The organism is Aquimarina ulvae (assembly GCF_053613295.3).
In genome coordinates, this window is the sequence record NZ_JBSIBP030000012.1 from 16,704 (window position 1) to 35,486 (window position 18,783).

An 18,783-nucleotide genomic window follows, 5' to 3' on the forward strand; every position below is an offset into this window, starting at 1 on the left:
ATGTGATACATAAAGAATATAAAGACTGTTTTTTTTAATTATCAAAAAAAGTAAGGCTACGTCAAGGAAAAGTTCTTACATACCAGTGTTTGGGAGCTCAAAACTCCTTCCCAACAATGAATCAAAATTTATTAACGAATTAAATTTCATTAGTCTAGACGGGAGCAACATTATCTATATGGAGTATCTTTTCAGAGATAATACAGTAATCAACATACTTGCCATGCAAGAAAGATTGAAAATAGAGTTTAAAAGGCCTGCAATATTTATTTATGAATAGTGTTATTCAATTAGAAAAATAATTATAGCATACGTATAAAGTCTTCATGCTCTAAAAGATACGTTACACCTTATACATTAAATATTAGCAACAAACTAAAAACTTACTAATGAGTGATATTAGAGAAAAATTTGAAAAATACTCTTTTGAAACAGTAGATAAACTATTTGACACGTTTGGAGGTGATTTAAATAAACTTTCTGATGAAGAACGTGAAGTTGTCAGGATATGGAGATTAGAGGCTGATATGTATAATGGTGGATTCATTCAGTTTTTCTGCAATTGGGGATATGATAACTTTATTGAGACACAGAGAGTTCTTGAAAAAATTAAAGCCATCAAATCACTTGATTTAATTACGGAATGTGAAAAAATCATATCAAAATTAAAAGATGATGAGAGAGTGAAAGAGCTATGGGATATACCAAAATTCCTACCCGGATATCTTACAGAATCTGAAAATAATCGACTTGATGAGTTAGACGAATTATATTGGACAAACGTTGACGATATTCAAAAAATAGGATATGAAATATATCTTAAAAAATAAATCATATGTTAACGTGGTGCCCTAAAAACAATTGCTAGGTGAGTGTTCATATGAAAGTTCTGCGGACCTATGTAATATTGTTTTTCTTTTACTACCTTACAAACTTAACTACGCAAAAAACCTGATACAAACCGTTAAGAATTAATAAAAATGATTAAGTATTTACTCGTATTAATTATCGTATTTCATTCGCTTGAATTAACTGCTTGCGATTGTCAATGTAATGGAGATTGCTCCTTTAGTACATCTATCGGAGGATTTGTCGCTCTGGTAAAAGTTATTGAATATTCTGAGTTTTCTGAATATGAAATGAATGGAGAAACAAAGAAAATGCCCTTAGCAATGAAGGTAGAAGTTATAAAAAAATATAAAGGTGAAGAGTCCAGAGAAATTATTCAAATTTGGGGAGATAATGGAGCTCTTTGTCGACCTTATACTGGTTATTTCAAAATTGGAAAGCATTATTTGATAGCACCAAATAAGATCTGGAGTAATTCTGAGAATGGGAAAGTAAATGATTATAGTTTTTTTATCTGTAAGACTGAGTTTTTAGATGTTGATCTAGACAAAAAAATGGTTTATGGGGAGTATGCCCTAAATGTGAATAAAATTTCGCTTGAAAAAATAGAGGCTCATCTAAATAAATAACAGTTGTTACTAGACAAATAAAAAGTAGTAAAGTAATTTTTTATTAGAGCCATTATGGTGCATTGGAAAAATATGCATCATCAGAGCTAAAAAGAAAATAAGATGAAGAAAATAAACAGAATAATGACGAATATCTGTTCTGACAAGTTAGCAGAAAGTCGAGATTTTTATACAAAACTGTTCGACTTCAATGTGGATTATGATAGCGATTGGTTTGTTCATCTAATCTCAATGGATAAAAAACTGGAATTAGGAATAATCGATCGAACGAATGAAATCGTACCGAGCGGATTTCGTAACAATCCACAAGGATTTTATATTACGTTCGTAGTGGATAATGCAGACGAAATAGTTAAAATTGCAAAATCGGAAAATTTTGAAATTGTAACCGAACCTACCGATACGTTTTACGGTCAGAGGAGATTATTACTCAAAGATCCAAACGGGACTTTAGTAGATGTCTCTTCCCCAATTAAAGATTTTGAATTTTAAAATAGATTGCAAATTTAAAAAGATAAAAAGGCTATCAGAACGGAAAATAAGCAATAAAATAATGCGTATAGATTTTAACTAGTACCAGTTTCCCCAGAAATTTATGATTAAAGGAAAATTTTAAATATGCAACTCTTTATGAATCTAAAAAATAACCTCTAAACTCCTCCAGACGAAGAGTATCAAGTGTACGTTCAATGATTCAAGACAATAACAGAACAATTTGGTTGGGAACAAATAGTGATGGGTTTACAAACAAAACAAAAACAATTTCTAAAAATTTGAGCCAAATCAGTAAAAGCAGCTGTTCATAATACTATAAAATCACAATACTTTTCGGAATGATGATTTCATATATTAGCCATTACCCAAAATAAAAAATTGTACTCTTTTAAATACCTAATACCTAATACGATGACCCAAAGACTAAATCCTATTTTAAAATAAGCTTTTTTCATACGAATTTGTTACTTTTAAAGGCAAAGACCTTTGTCAACCCCAAAATGAACGCCGCTTTGAAGAGTAAAAAATTCTGGAAACGAATTATAATAGTAGTACTTGTAGTTCCCGTTGTGTTAGTGGGAAGTCTAATCCTATATATTCAGAGCAACCAATCTGAAATAATTAAAGGGGAGATCACAAAACTAAATAAAGAACACAAAGGTCGTATTCGTGTAGGTGAGAGTGAATTATCTCTTTTTGGCAACTTCCCATACATTTCAATCAAAGTGTACGATGTGCAAATCTTTGAGACAAAAGAAGATCATGCACCCATCATCATGGATGTAAAAGATATGTTCATAGGTTTCAACTTATGGGATATTGTAAAAGGAAACTATGATATCCAATCAGTAATAGTTGAAGAAGGTGTATTTAATATTGTCATTCATGAAAATAATAGTACCAATATCCAAAACTCCTTAGCAAACACTGCTAAAACAGAAACACCCTCCACCAATATTCATCTAAAAAAAATTAAATTAAAAAATCTTGATATACATACGTTAGATGAAGCGACGAATACAGATGTAGAGAAATTTATTTACACTGGCACAGGTGGTTTTAGCCAAAAAGATAGTATCATCGCTGGGCATATAGATACAGATTTTGAACTAAATGTGATCAAAGATGGTGATACCACCTTTATTCATAATAAACATTTTGAAGTTCATACAGATCTTATATTTAACGAATACACTGGTATTCTTGATATTCAGCCTTCGGGCATCCTTATGGAAAATGGTGATTTTGAATTAGAAGGTGCCATAGATACAAAGAACGATGTAGATCTAGACATTTCTATAAAAGGAACAAAGCCCAATTTTGATATGCTTATTGCTTTTGCTCCAACAGATGTAATACCTGTATTAGAGAAATACAAAAATGCTGGTGAAATCTATTTTAACGCAAGTATTCGGGGTCCCGCTAACAAAGGAAATAAACCTTTTATTAATGCCAATTTTGGGGTTGGAAAAGCCTACTTAGAAAATACTGAAAAAGAGAAAAAGATAGATAACATGGGTTTTAAAGGGTATTTTACAAATGGAGTAAATAGGGATGCAAGTACCATGGAGTTTTCCCTAACCGATATGACTGCGTCTTTAGAAAAAGGAGAATTTACAGGGGCTATTTTTGTAAAGAATTTTGAATCTCCAGAAGTGGATATGCAAGTAAATTCTAATTTTAATCTCGATTTTATTGCAGCTTTTTTTGAACTTGAGCAAGTAAAAGATGCTTCGGGATACGTTTCGCTAAACATGAATTTTCATGATATTATTGATATAGACAACCCCGAAAAGGCATTACAACAACTCAATCAAGCGTACTTTGCAGAATTGATTGTAAGAGACTTGAGTTTAGTTGCCAAAGGATTTCCTGCTCCATTGCACGACATGAATGTGCACTTAGTCATGAATGGGAAAGAAGCAACCCTGAATCAGTTTGAAATGCTGATGGGAAATTCAGACCTATCAGTGCGTGGTTTTCTTTCGAATTTACCTGCAATTGTACATCATACCAATATCCCAGTAGAAACTCATTTGGAAATTGCCTCGAATTACTTAGACCTTGCTGAATTAACAGGGTATTCAAAACAGGATACTACCCAAACCGGAATCGATGAACAAATAAAAAACCTAAGCTTGGGACTTTCTTTTAAAGCTTCTGCAAAGGATTTTACAGAATCCGAGTATTTACCAAAAGGTGAATTTTTTATCGATAGTTTATATGCGGACTTAAAGCATTATCCGCATAGACTACACGATTTTCATGCCGATGTGCTAATAGATGATAAAGACTTAAAAATAAAGGATTTTACTGGTTATATAGATGACAGTGATTTTCATGCAGACGGGCTTATCCGCAAGTATGCTTTCTGGATGCAACCGCAACTTCATGGAGACGTGGATTTAAATATCAATCTAAGCTCTAAGAAATTGAGACTAGAAGATATCTTTTCGTATAAGGGAGATAATTATGTTCCAAAAGAGTACCAACATGAGGCCTTTGATGATTTAGCATTGCATTTTACCTCTAGGATGCACTATAAAGATTCTTCGTTACAATCAATTGATCTGACTTTAGACAAGCTTGATACAAAAATGAAATTGCATCCGCTTCGGTTTGAAAATTTTAGAGGAAATATTCATTATGAAGAGGAGCATTTGGTGATAAAAGACTTTCACGGCGAAATAGGCACCACGAATTTTAATTTTGATTTAAACTATTATTTGGGCGAAGACCAAGAAATAAAGAAAAGAGATAATTATCTAGTATTAAATGCGAATTATATAGATTTTGATGCTCTTTTTAATTTTGATTTTAATCCTCCAAAACCGGTAGAAGTTGTTCGTTCAAAAACAGAAGATGTAAAAGAACATGCAAATGCTTTCAATATCTATGAGTTGCCATTTACAGATATGGAATTTAAGGTTGATGTGGATCACTTTATATACCATCGAATAGATCTTCAAAATATTAAAGCAGGCCTAAGAACAACACCAAACCATTACATTTATATAGATACACTGCATATGGATGCTGCCGGAGGGAATATTCAATTGAGTGGATATTTTAATGGGAGTGATCCAAAACATATTTATATGAAGCCTAATCTGGTGATGCAACAGGTTGATTTAGATAAATTACTGTTCAAATTTGAAAATTTTGGACAAGATCATCTGGTCTCAGAAAACTTACAAGGTCAACTCACTACAAGCATTAAAGGTACTATTAGAGTCTACCCGGACATGGTACCAGATTTGGATCAATCTACTATCGAAATGAACATAAAAGTTTTAAATGGAAGATTGCAAAATTATGATCCTATGCAGGCACTTTCAGACTATATGGGTGATAAGAACCTACAGAATATTAGATTTGATACCTTACAAAACAGTGTAGATATAAATAAAGGGGAGATTCGTATTCCATCTATGACGATTGAATCTACTTTAGGGCATATGGAATTGTCTGGCACTCATGATAGCAATCAAAATATTGATTATTATTTACGTATTCCCTGGAAAACGGTTAGAAAAGCTTCTTGGCAAAAATTATTCGGAAGTAAGAAGGACACTGTTATTAATATGGAGCAAGAAGATGAAATTTTAGAAGTAGATCCTAATAAAAAAATAAAATATCTCAATCTAAAAATCAAAGGTAACGTAGATGATTACAAGGTCTCATTAGGTAAGAAAAAAGAGAAGTAACATTGATTTTTTGAACTGTTTTAATGTTGATTCTCTCAATGAGGAAGACATTAGGATGCAAAACTATTGAAACTCATGAGTTGCCGTCAGCTATGTTGCGTTTTAGCTAAATCTTACATGCAAACTTTGCAACACAAAAACGTTTAGATATCATGTAAACTAGAAATTCTAATTTTTGAAAATGAAAGAAAAACTAAGAAGCCATATTGAAGAAATAATAACACTTACGGATGATGAATTTGCATTAGTTTTATCCTATTTCTCATTTGAAAAGTATAAAAAAAAAGATTTTCTCATTCAACAAGGAGAACTTGTTAAACATTGCTATTTCATTATTTCAGGGCTTCTAAAATTAATCTATGAAGATGAAGGCGGAAAACAGCATATCGTCTCGTTTGCAATGGAAGACTGGTGGGAAAGTGATTTTTCAGGCTTCTTTACAGAATCTAAAGCTACAATGTCATTACAGTGTATTGAAGACACCTCTGTGCTTTCTATTAGCCTTAAAAACTACCAAAAGCTATCCTGTGAACTACCCAAAATAGAAAGTTTCTTTCTCAAAAAATCCAATGCTGGCCATTGTGCTTCTCAAAATAGAATCGTATCGCTTCTGACTTTAGATGCACAAGAAAGGTATAAGCAACTTTTTGAACAATACCCATTATTATTTCAACGCGTCTCTAAAACACTATTAGCTTCTTACTTGGGTGTTTCACGTGAGACTTTAAGTCGACTTCATCACTAACTCTTTTTTATGTTTTCTATACTCGTGATATACATCACACATAAATGAAAATATTCCTAAGATATTTGTATCAGTATTGTAGCTGATTACTTTACAAGTACAATAAACGTTTTGGGATGAAGTATGAATCACTTAAAATACAGAGGAGTATTAAATTTAAATAATAGATAAATGGAAAAACGTATAATTAACCCTTGGCAATGGCAGGATACACGCAATTATGTGCAAGCAACAGAAGTGAAAAATACAGAAGGTACGCTTTATGTTTCAGGGCAAACAGCTATTAATGCTGATGGAATTTCAAGTAACGAAGATATGAGAAGCCAGATCACACAGGCTTTAGACAATCTAGAGCAAGTAATTAAAGAGGCAAATTATGACTGTAAAAACATTGTTCGTTTAAATATCTATACAATATCAATAGATGAGTTACTTGCTGGTTTTGATATTTTTCAAAAGTGGGTTATTAACCATGGAATGAGACAAACAACTACGGTACTCGAAGTAAAAAGTCTTTTCGAAACACTAAAAGTCGAATTCGAAGCGACTGTGGTCAAATAAAATTTATTACAAGTTTTCTGAACAAAAAGACAAATGTCTAACTTCGTTTAAAAACAAAAGCAGTTCAAGATGTATATTGAACTGTTTTTGCTTTTGTTTTTTTTAATAAAGATGCAGAATTTTGGTTTCATTTCGTAAGAGATAACGTAGGTAATATCACAGGATTTGAAAAAAAATGTATCAATATATAAAGTATCTAAATCATAGATTCAATAAGACAATAGACTAAAAAGCAGACCAATGAAAAACATCTCTAAACTGAATTTAGAAAACAAAAAATTTGTTACTATGGAAAATAAAAGTGGATTATCATCAAATGAAACCATTTTTCATTATTTCCAAAATGGCAAAACCATTACAGGAAAATATAAAGGAGGATTAATAAAAGAAGGATCCATCATTGGAAAGCAAACCGAAGATTCAAACGTTGAACTCTTGTATCAATGCCTAACTACCGAAGGAGAATTGAAAGCGGGACAATCAAAAGGTACGATTTCAGAGACTCAAAACGGAAAACTAAAATTAGAATTTGATTGGAACTGGCTGAATGGAGATTTATCCGGTGGCAAATCAGAATACATAGAAATTGAATTAGACCATCTTTAACCTCAAGTATAAGCAATAACATGTTTTAGTTATAAACTTGATGTTTCTCGTATATTTGATAGAGCGCACTTTTTACAGAAAGAAAAGTTAATAATCATCGCACACTGCCCTGCTATCCGCCAAGTAGGTAGCAACAAATCAGAATGTAAGATAACATTTTGCATTGCTACGATAGCGATATTAACGATTGTGTGTTATACGGTACATTTGAAAATACAATCGTGCATAAAAAATACCGGAATAAATAACAATCTATCGAGTTAAAAAATATGACAAGATTTGTAAAAAAGAGTAAACAGGAAATTGGACTTGCACCAGACGAACTTATTTTTAGAGGGCAAAAAAAAACAGACCAAGTCTTATTAAGGATTATTGATTTTGATTCTAATAACTTAACAGAAAATGATGTAAAGACAGTAAAAGAAGTGAGCGCATTCCAGCACAAGGATACCGTTACTTGGATAAATGTTGATGGTCTTCACAATACCTCAATAATGCAAGAAATAACAACAGCGTTTAATCTTGACACATTGGTTATGGCAGAAGTGCTAAACACGGAAGCAAGACCAAGAGTTATTGAATATGACAATTGTGCTCTGATAACAATAAAAATGTTAAGGTTAGACGATAAAAACGGAAAAACAATTGTTGAAAATCTAAGTTTGATCCTAACAAAAACAGTGTTACTTTCTTTCCAAGAACAGAAAGGAGATGTATTCGAGCCTGTAAGAGAAAGAATTAGAAAGCAAAAAAAGAGAATTCGCAATGGGGGAACTGATTATTTAACCTTTGCGTTATTAGATATCGTAGTCGATAATTATTTATATGTAATAAGTATTTTGGGAGAAAAAATAGAAACTTTAGAAGAGAACCTACTTTTAAACCCAAATCAAAATGTTATTAATGAAATTAATAATTACAAACGAGATTTGAATTTTTTACGAAAAAGTATAAAACCGGCTAAAGAAATGATTTTTTCATTAGCAAAAACCGAATCAGACTTTATTACAGAAAGTACTTATTTACATTTCAAAGAACTTGAAGATAATATTAGTCAAGCAAATGACGCTTCAGATAACTACCGAGAGATATTATCAGATCAACTTAACATTTATCATACAACGATAAGCAGTAAATTAAATGATATAATGAAGTTTCTTACAGTCTTTTCTGTAATATTTATTCCGCTAACTTTTATCGCAGGTATTTATGGAACTAACTTTGAATATGTTCCTGAACTTTCTTTTAAATATAGCTATTTTATCATGTGGGTTGTGATGGTAGTTGTCGCAATAGGTATGCTGTTGTTTTTTAAAAAGAAAAAATGGTTTTAGTTACATTCAAATAAACACTATCAAAACAACAACACGAACATACTTATAGCAGTATATTCAATTAAAAATACAAAATTGGAAAAGACAGTATCAATTCAAAGACAGAAAGTTGATGATATAATCAAACTAGCTTTTAAAATTGGAGAAGTTAGAATTTTTGAATCTTATTCTGATATGGATGAAGAAATTATTGAAATTAAAAATTACAGTAATTATCTGGATTACTTTCAAGAATCAATTAATAAAAAGAAAAAGTACATTGCTTTTGGATTGTATTATGAAGAAGCAGCGGGATATTGGCAAATTCAAAAAACAGTTTTAGATCCAGAGTATTGTGATGGAAAAACGTTTAGATATACGATTGAAGGTTGGGGGATAATTTATATTCAATTGGACTTGACAGAAGAACAAATTGAATGTAGAATTGCTGCGAATACAGAAAAAAGAACTCAAAAATGGGAAAGTACACATCCAGAATTAAAATCTCCAGATTTGTGGAATTGGAAAATAGTTGCCAGTAAAGCCAGAAAACTAATTAGGGAATTAAAAAAATAAAGTAACCAAATGAGTGGAGAATATATCCCGTTGATTCAAGGTGAAATCTACGGTTTAGAAATCGGAATAGCTACTAAAATGAGCTTATGGGAACATAGTAAAAATCTAAATTACAACGAAATTAAAGGAGAATATCTGATTGGAATTGGAGTTGGATTTACAAAAGCTCAACAAATCCGAGGAAAATTAAAACAGATCAAATCAAGCTTAGGATTTGAAGAAATGGTAAAACTATATAAACACCTCATCTTAAAACATATACATAGGTATGGAGAATTCAATGAAATATCAGATAACTTTATCAAAAACATCGACAATTGGGCAAAGGAGAAAATTCCGGAGCAGATAAAAAAAGAGGTAGATCTATTATTAAAAGATAAAAAAATCCAAAGAGCAATGGATAAGGTTAATAAATTTAATTATGAAGAATTTCGCCTAAAGTCAATAACGGAATTTGATGAAATAAAATCGTTACTTCCAGCGCTGAGAGCGCAAAAGAAGAAAGGAGAAATTAATTCTATTGAAAGTAAAAAAGAAAAAATTAACATTGAGAACAGTCTTAGAGAATGGATCAAAAAAAATGAGTAGCAGAAAAAATTAAATATCAAATGTCTGTAAAAGAACCACCTATCATTTATGAAAACGCTCATATGTCCACTTAAAAAAACCAACCTGTATAAAAATGGATTTCAAAGAATTGGAACAACAAATTGAAAATGCAACTAAAAAGGCATTTGTCGAAATGTTTAATCAGCATCAAGATGAAGAAATTTATTGTTTTTCGCTTTATAGTGATGAAGGTGCCATGACTGTTTGTCCTTCTACAAACACCATTGATTTTTTAGAAAATTTAGGCGAAGAGGAAAAAGAAGAATTGACATATTACAAATTCGAACCAGCTGAATGGAAGTATGAGATGGCTGGAGCGAATGATGAGTTTAATGAAATATGCAAAAGATTACGAACCGAACTTGATAAAAATGATTTTGACAATGCGTATGAAGATGAAAAAGTATTTATAGATTTTCGAAATCGTCTTTTTGCAATCTGCATTAGTGTTCTTAAAAAGCTAAAAAGAGAAGCCTTTTTTAAGAACATCATTGGGAACGATATTTTTTTAATATTCTCTGTTTCCGAATTTGAGTTTGATAACAACGAACTCGAGAACATGATAGTAGAACTGAATGACAATGAATATAAAGATGAATATTTAGAGTGGATGAAGACTTGGGAAGCATAAGAGATTACATCACTGCTAGACATTACCTAGTGGTATTCAAAGAGGTTTCCCTCTATAAAACTCCAGAACCTTTACGCGAAGCAAATATTCATATTTTGAATTGGTCAGATTGGTTTTTGCCGCATCTAGATTGTTTTTACTTGTGATATATGCTATAAAATTAGATACTCCATTGTTAAAACGGATTTCGTTTACGCGATAGGATTCTTCAAAAGCGGTTACTTGCTTTTGTAAGCTTTCATAACGAGTAAAGGCAGCCTGCATATCAAAATGAACCTGAGCAATTGCATTTTTGACTTGTAGTGATGTGCGTTCTAATTCGATCAAAGATTCTTCAGCTTTAATCTTTTCTAACGCTACATTGTTTTTTGCTCTAAAACCATTGAAAAGAGGGATGTCTACAGCAATCCCGACCACTGTATTTAAGTTATTATCAAACTGATCTAAATATTCAATATTTTCTCCTCTAAACTGCGTGTCGTTAGTAAAAACAGAAATTTCTTCATTGTTGACTGTGACAAAATCTCCTGTTTCGATAACATCAGATCCAATCTCGGTAAATGTTTCGGCCACACTAGAATAATTGGTGTTCACCTGTCCGAAAAATGAAATTTCAGGAACGTACTGCGCTTTTGCAACTTTAACACCTCTTTTTGCAGCTTTTACTCTTAATTCTTTCGCCTTAAATGTGGCCAGATTTTGCATAGCCTCATTAAAAACATCCTCTGCTGATAGTGTATACTTTTCAAAATCCAGTAAAACAGAGGTTTTATCAATAGAAATATCTTTGGTAACATTCATTAATCTTGCAAGGCTTATTGTAGCATTGTTTAGATCACTTTCTGCAACTATGATACTGGTTTCATCAATACTTTTTTGTCCTTTGATATCTGCGTAATTCGCGGGATTTCCTATTTCTTCGTCATATAGATCTTGTTGTTGTTTCAATTGTTTATTAGTAGCTACTAATCTGGTTTTTGCTAATGCTAATACATCTTTTCTGTTTAAAACCTGGAGATAGGCTAAGGTTACATTTAATACTAAATTTTGTTTAGCTTCTTCTATTTCCATCTCAGAAGCTCGTTTGTTGAGTTGTTGTTGTCGTACTGTATTTAGCAATCGAAAACCGTTAAAAATCGTGGCATCCAGATTCAATCTTGCATTAGAAAAAGTCAGTTCCTGGTTGATAAAATCATTGGTAAAGGGATCAATACTTCTTCCATTATTCACTCCGATGCTGTAATTCCCGTTTAAGGTTGGTAGCAAATTCATTTTTGATTGCTTATAATTGATTGTCGCAGTACTCGTATTTAAAACTGTAGATTTTAGGTCTAGATTGTTTTCTAAAGCGATCGTTATACATTGCTCAAGCGAGAGCTTTTTTATATCTTTTCCTTGTGAAAAGCCAATATAATGGAAAAGAAAAATACTGATATAGATAATCGATTTTGGTGACATGGTAACTTATATTACGCAGAGACGATACGTCCGTCCAACAGATTAATAATTCGAGAACCGTAAGCGGCATTGCTTTCTGAATGGGTGGCTTGTATTATGGTAACGCCTTCTTTATTTAATTCTGAAAACAACTCCATTATCTCAGTGCTTTGTTTAGAATTAAGATTGCCGGTAGGTTCATCTGCCAAAATCAATTTTGGTTTTGTAATTAATGCTCTCGCGATCCCCACTAATTGTTGTTGTCCGCCACTCAACTGAGAAGGGAACAAGTCTTTTTTACCTACAATATTAAAATGATCCAACATATCTGCTACCAGTGCTTTTCGTTCAGAAGATTTTACGTTTTTATAGAGTAGGGGAGTTTCTATATTTTCATAAACGGTGAGTTCATCGATGAGGTGATATGCCTGAAACACAAATCCTATATATTCTTTATAGAGTTTGGCTCGTTGTTTCTCCTTCATGGTATGCACAGTTTCTTCTAAGAACGTGTAGCTACCATCGGTAAAGTTATCCAACATACCGATACAGTTCAGTAAGGTTGATTTACCTGATCCAGAAGGTCCCATTAATGAAATGAATTCACCTTCATTTACTTGTAAGTTGATGTTATCGAGCAATGCTATTTTCTTGCCACCAGAATGAATCACTCTGGAAGCATTGATAAGTTGTAAAATCATACTTGTTTTTTGATATGCCTAAAAATGAATAGGTGATGATTGATGTTTTAAAATTAATGAACTTCGGTAATCTCTACCGCTCCAATGTTTATTCCTTTATCTATAGAAGCAGTTCCTTTATAAAAAAGTTTAGCTTCACCAAAGGCAGTAAGTTTTATACGCTCAGAAGATTGGATCTTAAATTCAGCCTCTCCAAACGCTTTCAATTTTGTATTTTTGTTATGAACATCCAGAAGATCGGTACGACTTTCTCCATAGGCTGTGATTTTTTGATTTTCAATACTTCCTTTTTTTACCAGTAATGTACTTTCACCATATATATCAGCATCTAAGTATTTAAAATTTACTTCATTGAATATGACCTGTGACTCTCCATAAATTTTTAATTTAAACGCCTCAGTTACTAGTTTGCTTTTACTTAATGCAGTTTGTTCACCCCGTATAGAAAGTTCTTTAAGCTGTTTATATTTTATCGTAACCGTAAGTACTTTCCCCTTGTAAATAGGAACCTTTCTTTTAACGCCATTGACGATTACTGTTTTGTTTTTAGTCGTTTCCTTCGCGTCGTCTAAATAAACACGAAGTACATTGCCTTTGACTTCTATATTTATTTTTTCTTCTGGTTCTGTAGTTTCTTCAATGATTACAGATTCTTCATTACTTTCTACAAAAGTTGCTGCTATATGTGGGCTGATGATCACTTTTTCGAAAGCATTAACGGTTTTTATAGTTTGCCCTGCTAAAACTTGTGCAATAGTTATTGCGATCAATACTAATACGTGTGATAGATATTTCATAATGAATGTTTTTTATTGTGAATATTTTTATTCGGTTTTTAGACTATGTACTGGGTTTGCAATGGCAGCCTTAATCGCCTGAAAACTAACAGTTGCTAAGGCTATAATAATAGCAGCCAATCCAGCTGCCACAAATACCAACCAGCTAATTTCGATTCGGTATGCAAAGTCCTGTAACCAATTATTCATGACCAACCACGCTAATGGGATAGCTAGTAAAATGGCAATGCTCACTAATTTTAAGAAGTCTTTGGATAACAATTTTACAATACCAGTCACACTAGCTCCCAATACTTTTCTTACACCAATCTCTTTACTACGTTGTTCTGCGGTATAAGCAGCTAGTCCAAAAAGTCCCAGACAAGAAATAAGAATTGCTAACAACGCAAATATCTGCGATAACTTACCTACTAATTGTTCACTTTTAAATTTAGCTTCAAAAGCTTCATCTACAAAGGTATACTCAAAAGGAAAAGCAGGATTATGTTTTTTAAGCACGGTTTCAACTCCAGATAGCGCCTCGTTTACAGGAACACCTTCCTTGGTTTTTACATACATATATCTTGCATAGTTTGGATTATTAATAAATAATACAGGATCACTGATGTCATACAAATCTCCGTAAAGATAATCTTTTACAACCCCTATAATTTCATAAGAATCTTCATCCCGACTAATGATATTGCCTATAGGATTTTTGCTCCCCATTAAGTTGGCTAATGATTTCGAAATCAAAACATTTGTACTATCTGAATCCACATTTTTGCTAAACCCCCTACCGGCTATAATTTCCATACCAGTGGTGTTAAAAAAGCTTTCTGTGATATTTCTAAATGAAATCAACACCCCTTCGGTATCCGTACCGCCGCTCCAGGAAAATCCAGATCCATTATTTCCAGAAGATAAAATTTGTGAATTGCATAAGGCAGCATTGTCTACAAGACCAGTTTTAATCAAATCTTGTTGGATGACAGAAAATTTATCAATTACATTTCCATTAGCAGGCATTCTAATAAGCTGGTCCTTATTATATCCCAAATCCCGATTTTTTACGTGCTGAATCTGTTGATAAACTAAAATAGTACTGATAATAAAAACAATCGAAATGGTAAATTGACCTATGACCAATCCTTTTCTAATAAAAGATGCAGAACTATTAGCCGTTTTGATGCCTTTTAGTACATCTACAGGTTTAAAAGAGGATAAATAGAATGCTGGATACAATCCGGCAAATACGCCACAAAGCAGGGTGATTGAGAATAAAATCCCCAAATGAATAGGATTGGATAAGCCTAACACCAAATCCTTTTCTATCAAAAGATTGAATTGTGGCAAGATTAAAAACAATAATAATATACTAACTACGGATGCAAAAAACGCCATCATAAGCGCCTCAACAACAAACTGAATCATTAATCGAGGGCGACTGGATCCGATTGCTTTTCTTACGCCAACCTCATTTGCTCGCTTTTCACTTCTTGCTGTAGAGAGATTCATAAAATTGATACAAGCAATCAGTAATATGATCAACGCAATGATAGAAAAAAGACGTACGTAGGCAATTCTACCACCAACTTTTTCTCCACCTTCAAATTTTGATCTTAGGTGCCAATCTTTTATAGTATGCAAAAAAGCATAGGTGTCACTTCCCGAATTATTTGCAGGTATAATTTCTTTAATTTTTTTATCTACTTCGGCAACATTGGCTTCTGGTGATAATTCTACAAACGTATCTGAAAAATTACTTCCATACGCTGTCATCCATACTGCACCGTCCCGATATCTTTCGAACGGCGCAACCCAATCAAAAGGAAAGGAAACATTCTTAGGTAGATTTTCAATAACTCCAGTAATTAGATACGTATCCTTATTATTTACTTTTACCGTTTTACCAAATACTTTTGTGTTTTCTCCAAAAAGTTGAGCTGCAGTCTCTTCTGTAAGAACAATAGCCTCAGGATTCTTAAATGCTTCTTCAAGGTTACCTTCGATAAATTTTAGACTAAAAATATGCAGAAAATCCTCGTCTACATATCTACCACTTCTATTAATTGCGTTTTCACCAACTGTAAAGAGACGTTCTTCATAGCTAGAACGTGTAGCCTGTATTACACCGGGAACTTCGTCTTTTATCGCTTTGGCCAAAGGACCAGGTGTCGAATAAAAAGTACGCCATTCGCCTTCATAATTTTGATTAGTGGGTAGGTAATAGATTTGATCTTGCCTAGCAAAAGAGTCGTTGAAACTTAGTTCATCCTCTACCCATAAAAAGATAAGACTTGCGCAAGTAATACCAATGGCTAAACCAAAAATATTTAAAAAACTGTACCCCTTGTTTTTTAGTAAACTTCTGAAGGCTATTTTTATATAACTTTTAACCATAACTGTTCGTTTTTTGATGGTTTTGATTGTTTGTGTAAATTATATAGAGAAGATCATGCCGAACACTTAAATCCTTTATAATCAATCAATTAAATTTTGTCTTAATAATAAAGGTGTTCGGTTTTGATACACTTCTTGTTCGTTATCGAACACTTTAAAATTTTAATTATTCTTCTTAAAATTAATGACTCTAATGGTATTGAACCTTTGATTTAGGCATCTTTTAATGAATATCAAAACATCTCAGTATACGTTTTTTACTAGATAATTGATCTATTCAGTTCGTAATGAATTTACCGGGTTGGCCGTAGCAGCTTTGATGGCTTGTATACTAACGGTTAAAAAAGTAATACTCATTGCGATAGCACCAGCGATTAGAAAAATCCACCAGCTTATTGAAATTCTATATGTAAAGTCTTGTAACCAATTTTCCATTACATAATATGCTAATGGAGTAGCTATTAAAAGTGCAATTATTATTAAAATAAAGAAATCCTTTGTTAATATTTTCATGACGGTACTTACGCTTGCACCAAGCACTTTACGAATACCAATTTCCTTCTTTTTTTGTTCTGCCATAAATGAAATGAGTCCAAACAATCCAAGACAACTGATAAGGATTGCCAGTGTGGTGAAGGCCACAGAAATGTTGGCTAACCGTTTTTCTTCTGCTATTAATTTTTCGGTTTCTTTATCTACAAAATTGTATACAAAAGGTGTCGTTTTATTCACCTTTTTCCAAGCAAGTTGTAATTGACTGAGAATGTTTTCAAAATCGGCAGTCTCGGTTTTGACTAATAACCAATCCAAACTATTATCTACATACATAAGCAAAGGCTCAATCGCTTCTTTTAAAGATGCATAATGAAAGTTTTCAGTTACCCCGATGATCTCTACCGTGGTAACATCTCCTCCAGTAGAGAAATGGATTTTTTGACCAATAGCATCTTCTAACCTGATGTTAAAAGCGTCAATGGTTGCTTTATTCACAAGAACTTGACTAGTATCCTGTTTTTTTATTGCGCGACCTTTTATAAGTTTAGTTTTTGTGGTTCTTAAATAATCTGATTGAATACCGTTTACTTTAACTAGTTTCGGTTTGGTTGGGTCGCCACCAGGTAAATATGCACCAACATCGCCTCGTAACATCTGAGATGGAAAAATGTTACAACCAGAAACTGACTTCACACCAGAAATCTGACTCATACTTGTTTTTAATGTTTCATATTGAGTGAAGGCTTCTTGTGTTCCTAAACGCACAGCTATTAAATTATCACTTTCATACCCCATATCCTTATTTTGAGCAAATCGAACTTGTTCTGTGATAATGTACACAGTGGCGATCAATCCAATGGATATAACAAATTGAAATACAACTAACCCTTTACGCAATAATGTACCTCCAGAATGAGTAGCAACCGTTCCTTTTAAAACTCTTATTGGTTTGATGGATGATAATATCAAAGCGGGATATATACCAGCAATCAACCCTGTGAAGACACCTGTCGCTAGCATGATAAGTAATATGCGCCAATCAAAAATTGCTGTATAACTCATACTGCCTTGTGTTAATTGATTTACAAGAGGTAGTAAAAATGCGGTTAAAGGTATACTAACGATTGTTGCCAATAGGGATAGCAAAACAGATTCACTAAGAAATTGACCAATTAATGATTTTTTATCTGCGCCGATAGTTTTACGTACTCCAATTTCTTTTGCTCGTTTGTTAGCTCTAGCAGTACTCAAATTGATAAAATTAATGCAGGCTACTAATTGAATAAACAGTGCTAGTGTAATTAATAGATATAAATAGCTAATATCTGATATTGGACCTATTTGCCTCGATATACCTTTAGAATATAAATGGATGTCGCTTACTTTTTGAAGAACAAGCTCTTTTTTAAAATTTAACTCGGCAAAATCTTTTGCTCCTCGAGCATCTAGAAATGCAGGAAGTTTTTCTTGCACCAAAGAAGCGTTATTAGCTGAGTTTAGTTTTATGTAAGTGTAGATGAAATTTTGAGTAGCAAAATTTTGTACAGTCCTAACAAACTGGCCTAACCCTGGAGTATTCATCGTAACCAAATAATTAGGATTCAGGTGTGATTTTTCTAAATTATTATTATCAAAAACACCAGTAACAGTAAGTGATAATTGTTGTTCTCCACTACCAGAAATTATAGTTTTATTTAAAGCAGGTACATCCCCAAATAGTTTTTTTGCTAATGTAGAAGATAGCACAACAGTGTTAGGTTCGATTAATGCTGTATTAGGGTTTCCTTCGAGAAATGTAAAGGTGAAAATGTCAAATATGGTGGGATCTGCAAGGTATCCTCTAGGTTCATAAAAACCCTCATTACGATCACTAGGACGTATGAGTTCTTCTGTTCCTTCTCCCATATATACCAGTCTAGTTGCTTCAACGACTTCAGGGAAATCTTCTTTCATAGCAAAACCTATAGGTGGACCACTAGATGCTGCATTAAACTGAACCGAACTTGGATCATCGATTATCGTTCTAACTCGATATAAAGTGTCAGCGTTTTCGTGATGGTCATCATATCCTAATTGGGCAAATACATATAATAATATACTTAGACAACACACAGTGCCAGCAGTTAACCCTAAGAGATTTATTGTGGTTTGTAGTTTGTTTTTTTGGAGACTTCTCCAAGCTATTTTGAGATAATTCCTGATCATAACTGTTCGTTTTTTGACCCGTTTGAGAAGCGGAGCATTTGATTT

At 32.7% G+C, this 18,783-nt stretch carries 16 protein-coding genes; 11 read left to right on the forward strand and 5 right to left on the reverse strand.

Annotation, left to right across the window (positions count from 1 at the left end):
* The first annotated feature begins 389 nt into the window (after nucleotides 1–389).
* From ACWGOQ_RS19940 to ACWGOQ_RS19990, 11 genes are all read left to right on the forward strand, one after another.
* Nucleotides 390–830 (forward strand): DMP19 family protein, encoded by a 441-nt coding sequence (locus ACWGOQ_RS19940; RefSeq protein WP_452059492.1) that lies wholly within the window; start codon nucleotides 390–392, stop codon nucleotides 828–830.
* Nucleotides 831–980: 150 nt separating this feature from the next.
* A complete protein-coding gene (locus tag ACWGOQ_RS19945) occupies nucleotides 981–1,478 on the forward strand; it encodes a hypothetical protein (protein ID WP_452059493.1) in 498 nt (165 codons plus the stop codon).
* 102 nt (nucleotides 1,479–1,580) lie between these two features.
* Nucleotides 1,581–1,970 carry a VOC family protein gene (locus ACWGOQ_RS19950; RefSeq protein ID WP_452059494.1) on the forward strand — a complete coding sequence of 130 codons (390 nt, stop codon included), beginning with the start codon at nucleotides 1,581–1,583 and terminating at the stop codon, nucleotides 1,968–1,970.
* A gap of 515 nt (nucleotides 1,971–2,485) precedes the next feature.
* A complete protein-coding gene (locus ACWGOQ_RS19955; protein WP_452059495.1) occupies nucleotides 2,486–5,680 on the forward strand; it encodes an AsmA family protein in 3,195 nt (1,064 codons plus the stop codon).
* Between the two features lie 181 nt (nucleotides 5,681–5,861).
* Nucleotides 5,862–6,425: a Crp/Fnr family transcriptional regulator gene (locus ACWGOQ_RS19960; RefSeq protein WP_452059496.1), complete on the forward strand. Its 564-nt coding sequence runs from the start codon at nucleotides 5,862–5,864 to the stop codon at nucleotides 6,423–6,425.
* Between the two features lie 171 nt (nucleotides 6,426–6,596).
* Nucleotides 6,597–6,986, forward strand: coding sequence for a RidA family protein (locus ACWGOQ_RS19965; RefSeq protein WP_452059497.1), 390 nt, complete (start codon nucleotides 6,597–6,599; stop codon nucleotides 6,984–6,986).
* A gap of 240 nt (nucleotides 6,987–7,226) precedes the next feature.
* Nucleotides 7,227–7,592: an avidin-fold protein gene (locus ACWGOQ_RS19970; protein WP_452059498.1), complete on the forward strand. Its 366-nt coding sequence runs from the start codon at nucleotides 7,227–7,229 to the stop codon at nucleotides 7,590–7,592.
* Between the two features lie 269 nt (nucleotides 7,593–7,861).
* Nucleotides 7,862–8,926 (forward strand): magnesium/cobalt transporter CorA, encoded by a 1,065-nt coding sequence (gene corA / locus ACWGOQ_RS19975; protein ID WP_452059499.1) that lies wholly within the window; start codon nucleotides 7,862–7,864, stop codon nucleotides 8,924–8,926.
* Nucleotides 8,927–9,001: 75 nt separating this feature from the next.
* Nucleotides 9,002–9,481, forward strand: coding sequence for a hypothetical protein (locus tag ACWGOQ_RS19980; RefSeq protein ID WP_452059500.1), 480 nt, complete (start codon nucleotides 9,002–9,004; stop codon nucleotides 9,479–9,481).
* Between the two features lie 9 nt (nucleotides 9,482–9,490).
* Nucleotides 9,491–10,069: a hypothetical protein gene (locus ACWGOQ_RS19985; RefSeq protein WP_452059501.1), complete on the forward strand. Its 579-nt coding sequence runs from the start codon at nucleotides 9,491–9,493 to the stop codon at nucleotides 10,067–10,069.
* A gap of 94 nt (nucleotides 10,070–10,163) precedes the next feature.
* Nucleotides 10,164–10,721 carry a DUF4303 domain-containing protein gene (locus ACWGOQ_RS19990; RefSeq protein ID WP_452059502.1) on the forward strand — a complete coding sequence of 186 codons (558 nt, stop codon included), beginning with the start codon at nucleotides 10,164–10,166 and terminating at the stop codon, nucleotides 10,719–10,721.
* Between the two features lie 36 nt (nucleotides 10,722–10,757).
* On the opposite strand, the gene ACWGOQ_RS19995 is transcribed toward ACWGOQ_RS19990, so the two are convergent.
* From ACWGOQ_RS19995 to ACWGOQ_RS20015, 5 genes are all read right to left on the reverse strand, one after another.
* A complete protein-coding gene (locus tag ACWGOQ_RS19995; RefSeq protein ID WP_452059503.1) occupies nucleotides 10,758–12,179 on the reverse strand; it encodes a TolC family protein in 1,422 nt (473 codons plus the stop codon).
* An 11-nt stretch (nucleotides 12,180–12,190) separates the two neighbouring features.
* Nucleotides 12,191–12,859, reverse strand: a complete 669-nt coding sequence (locus tag ACWGOQ_RS20000; RefSeq protein WP_452059504.1) for an ABC transporter ATP-binding protein — start codon at nucleotides 12,857–12,859, stop codon at nucleotides 12,191–12,193.
* Nucleotides 12,860–12,912: 53 nt separating this feature from the next.
* Nucleotides 12,913–13,656, reverse strand: coding sequence for a GIN domain-containing protein (locus tag ACWGOQ_RS20005; protein ID WP_452059505.1), 744 nt, complete (start codon nucleotides 13,654–13,656; stop codon nucleotides 12,913–12,915).
* A gap of 27 nt (nucleotides 13,657–13,683) precedes the next feature.
* The gene (locus ACWGOQ_RS20010) at nucleotides 13,684–16,038 is read right to left on the reverse strand and encodes an ABC transporter permease (RefSeq protein ID WP_452059506.1); all 2,355 of its coding nucleotides are present in this window, start codon (nucleotides 16,036–16,038) and stop codon (nucleotides 13,684–13,686) included.
* 273 nt (nucleotides 16,039–16,311) lie between these two features.
* Nucleotides 16,312–18,738 carry an ABC transporter permease gene (locus ACWGOQ_RS20015; protein WP_452059507.1) on the reverse strand — a complete coding sequence of 809 codons (2,427 nt, stop codon included), beginning with the start codon at nucleotides 18,736–18,738 and terminating at the stop codon, nucleotides 16,312–16,314.
* Between the last annotated feature and the right edge of the window lie 45 nt (nucleotides 18,739–18,783).

Coding starts and splice junctions, on each gene's coding strand:
- ACWGOQ_RS19940 (WP_452059492.1), top strand. CDS start 390: ATGAGTGATATTAGAGAAAAATTTGAAAAATACTCTTTTGAAACAGTA.
- ACWGOQ_RS19945 (WP_452059493.1), top strand. CDS start 981: ATGATTAAGTATTTACTCGTATTAATTATCGTATTTCATTCGCTTGAA.
- ACWGOQ_RS19950 (WP_452059494.1), top strand. CDS start 1,581: ATGAAGAAAATAAACAGAATAATGACGAATATCTGTTCTGACAAGTTA.
- ACWGOQ_RS19960 (WP_452059496.1), top strand. CDS start 5,862: ATGAAAGAAAAACTAAGAAGCCATATTGAAGAAATAATAACACTTACG.
- ACWGOQ_RS19965 (WP_452059497.1), top strand. CDS start 6,597: ATGGAAAAACGTATAATTAACCCTTGGCAATGGCAGGATACACGCAAT.
- ACWGOQ_RS19970 (WP_452059498.1), top strand. CDS start 7,227: ATGAAAAACATCTCTAAACTGAATTTAGAAAACAAAAAATTTGTTACT.
- corA (WP_452059499.1), top strand. CDS start 7,862: ATGACAAGATTTGTAAAAAAGAGTAAACAGGAAATTGGACTTGCACCA.
- ACWGOQ_RS19985 (WP_452059501.1), top strand. CDS start 9,491: ATGAGTGGAGAATATATCCCGTTGATTCAAGGTGAAATCTACGGTTTA.
- ACWGOQ_RS19990 (WP_452059502.1), top strand. CDS start 10,164: ATGGATTTCAAAGAATTGGAACAACAAATTGAAAATGCAACTAAAAAG.
- ACWGOQ_RS19995 (WP_452059503.1), bottom strand. CDS start 12,179: ATGTCACCAAAATCGATTATCTATATCAGTATTTTTCTTTTCCATTAT.
- ACWGOQ_RS20000 (WP_452059504.1), bottom strand. CDS start 12,859: ATGATTTTACAACTTATCAATGCTTCCAGAGTGATTCATTCTGGTGGC.
- ACWGOQ_RS20005 (WP_452059505.1), bottom strand. CDS start 13,656: ATGAAATATCTATCACACGTATTAGTATTGATCGCAATAACTATTGCA.
- ACWGOQ_RS20010 (WP_452059506.1), bottom strand. CDS start 16,038: ATGGTTAAAAGTTATATAAAAATAGCCTTCAGAAGTTTACTAAAAAAC.
- ACWGOQ_RS20015 (WP_452059507.1), bottom strand. CDS start 18,738: ATGATCAGGAATTATCTCAAAATAGCTTGGAGAAGTCTCCAAAAAAAC.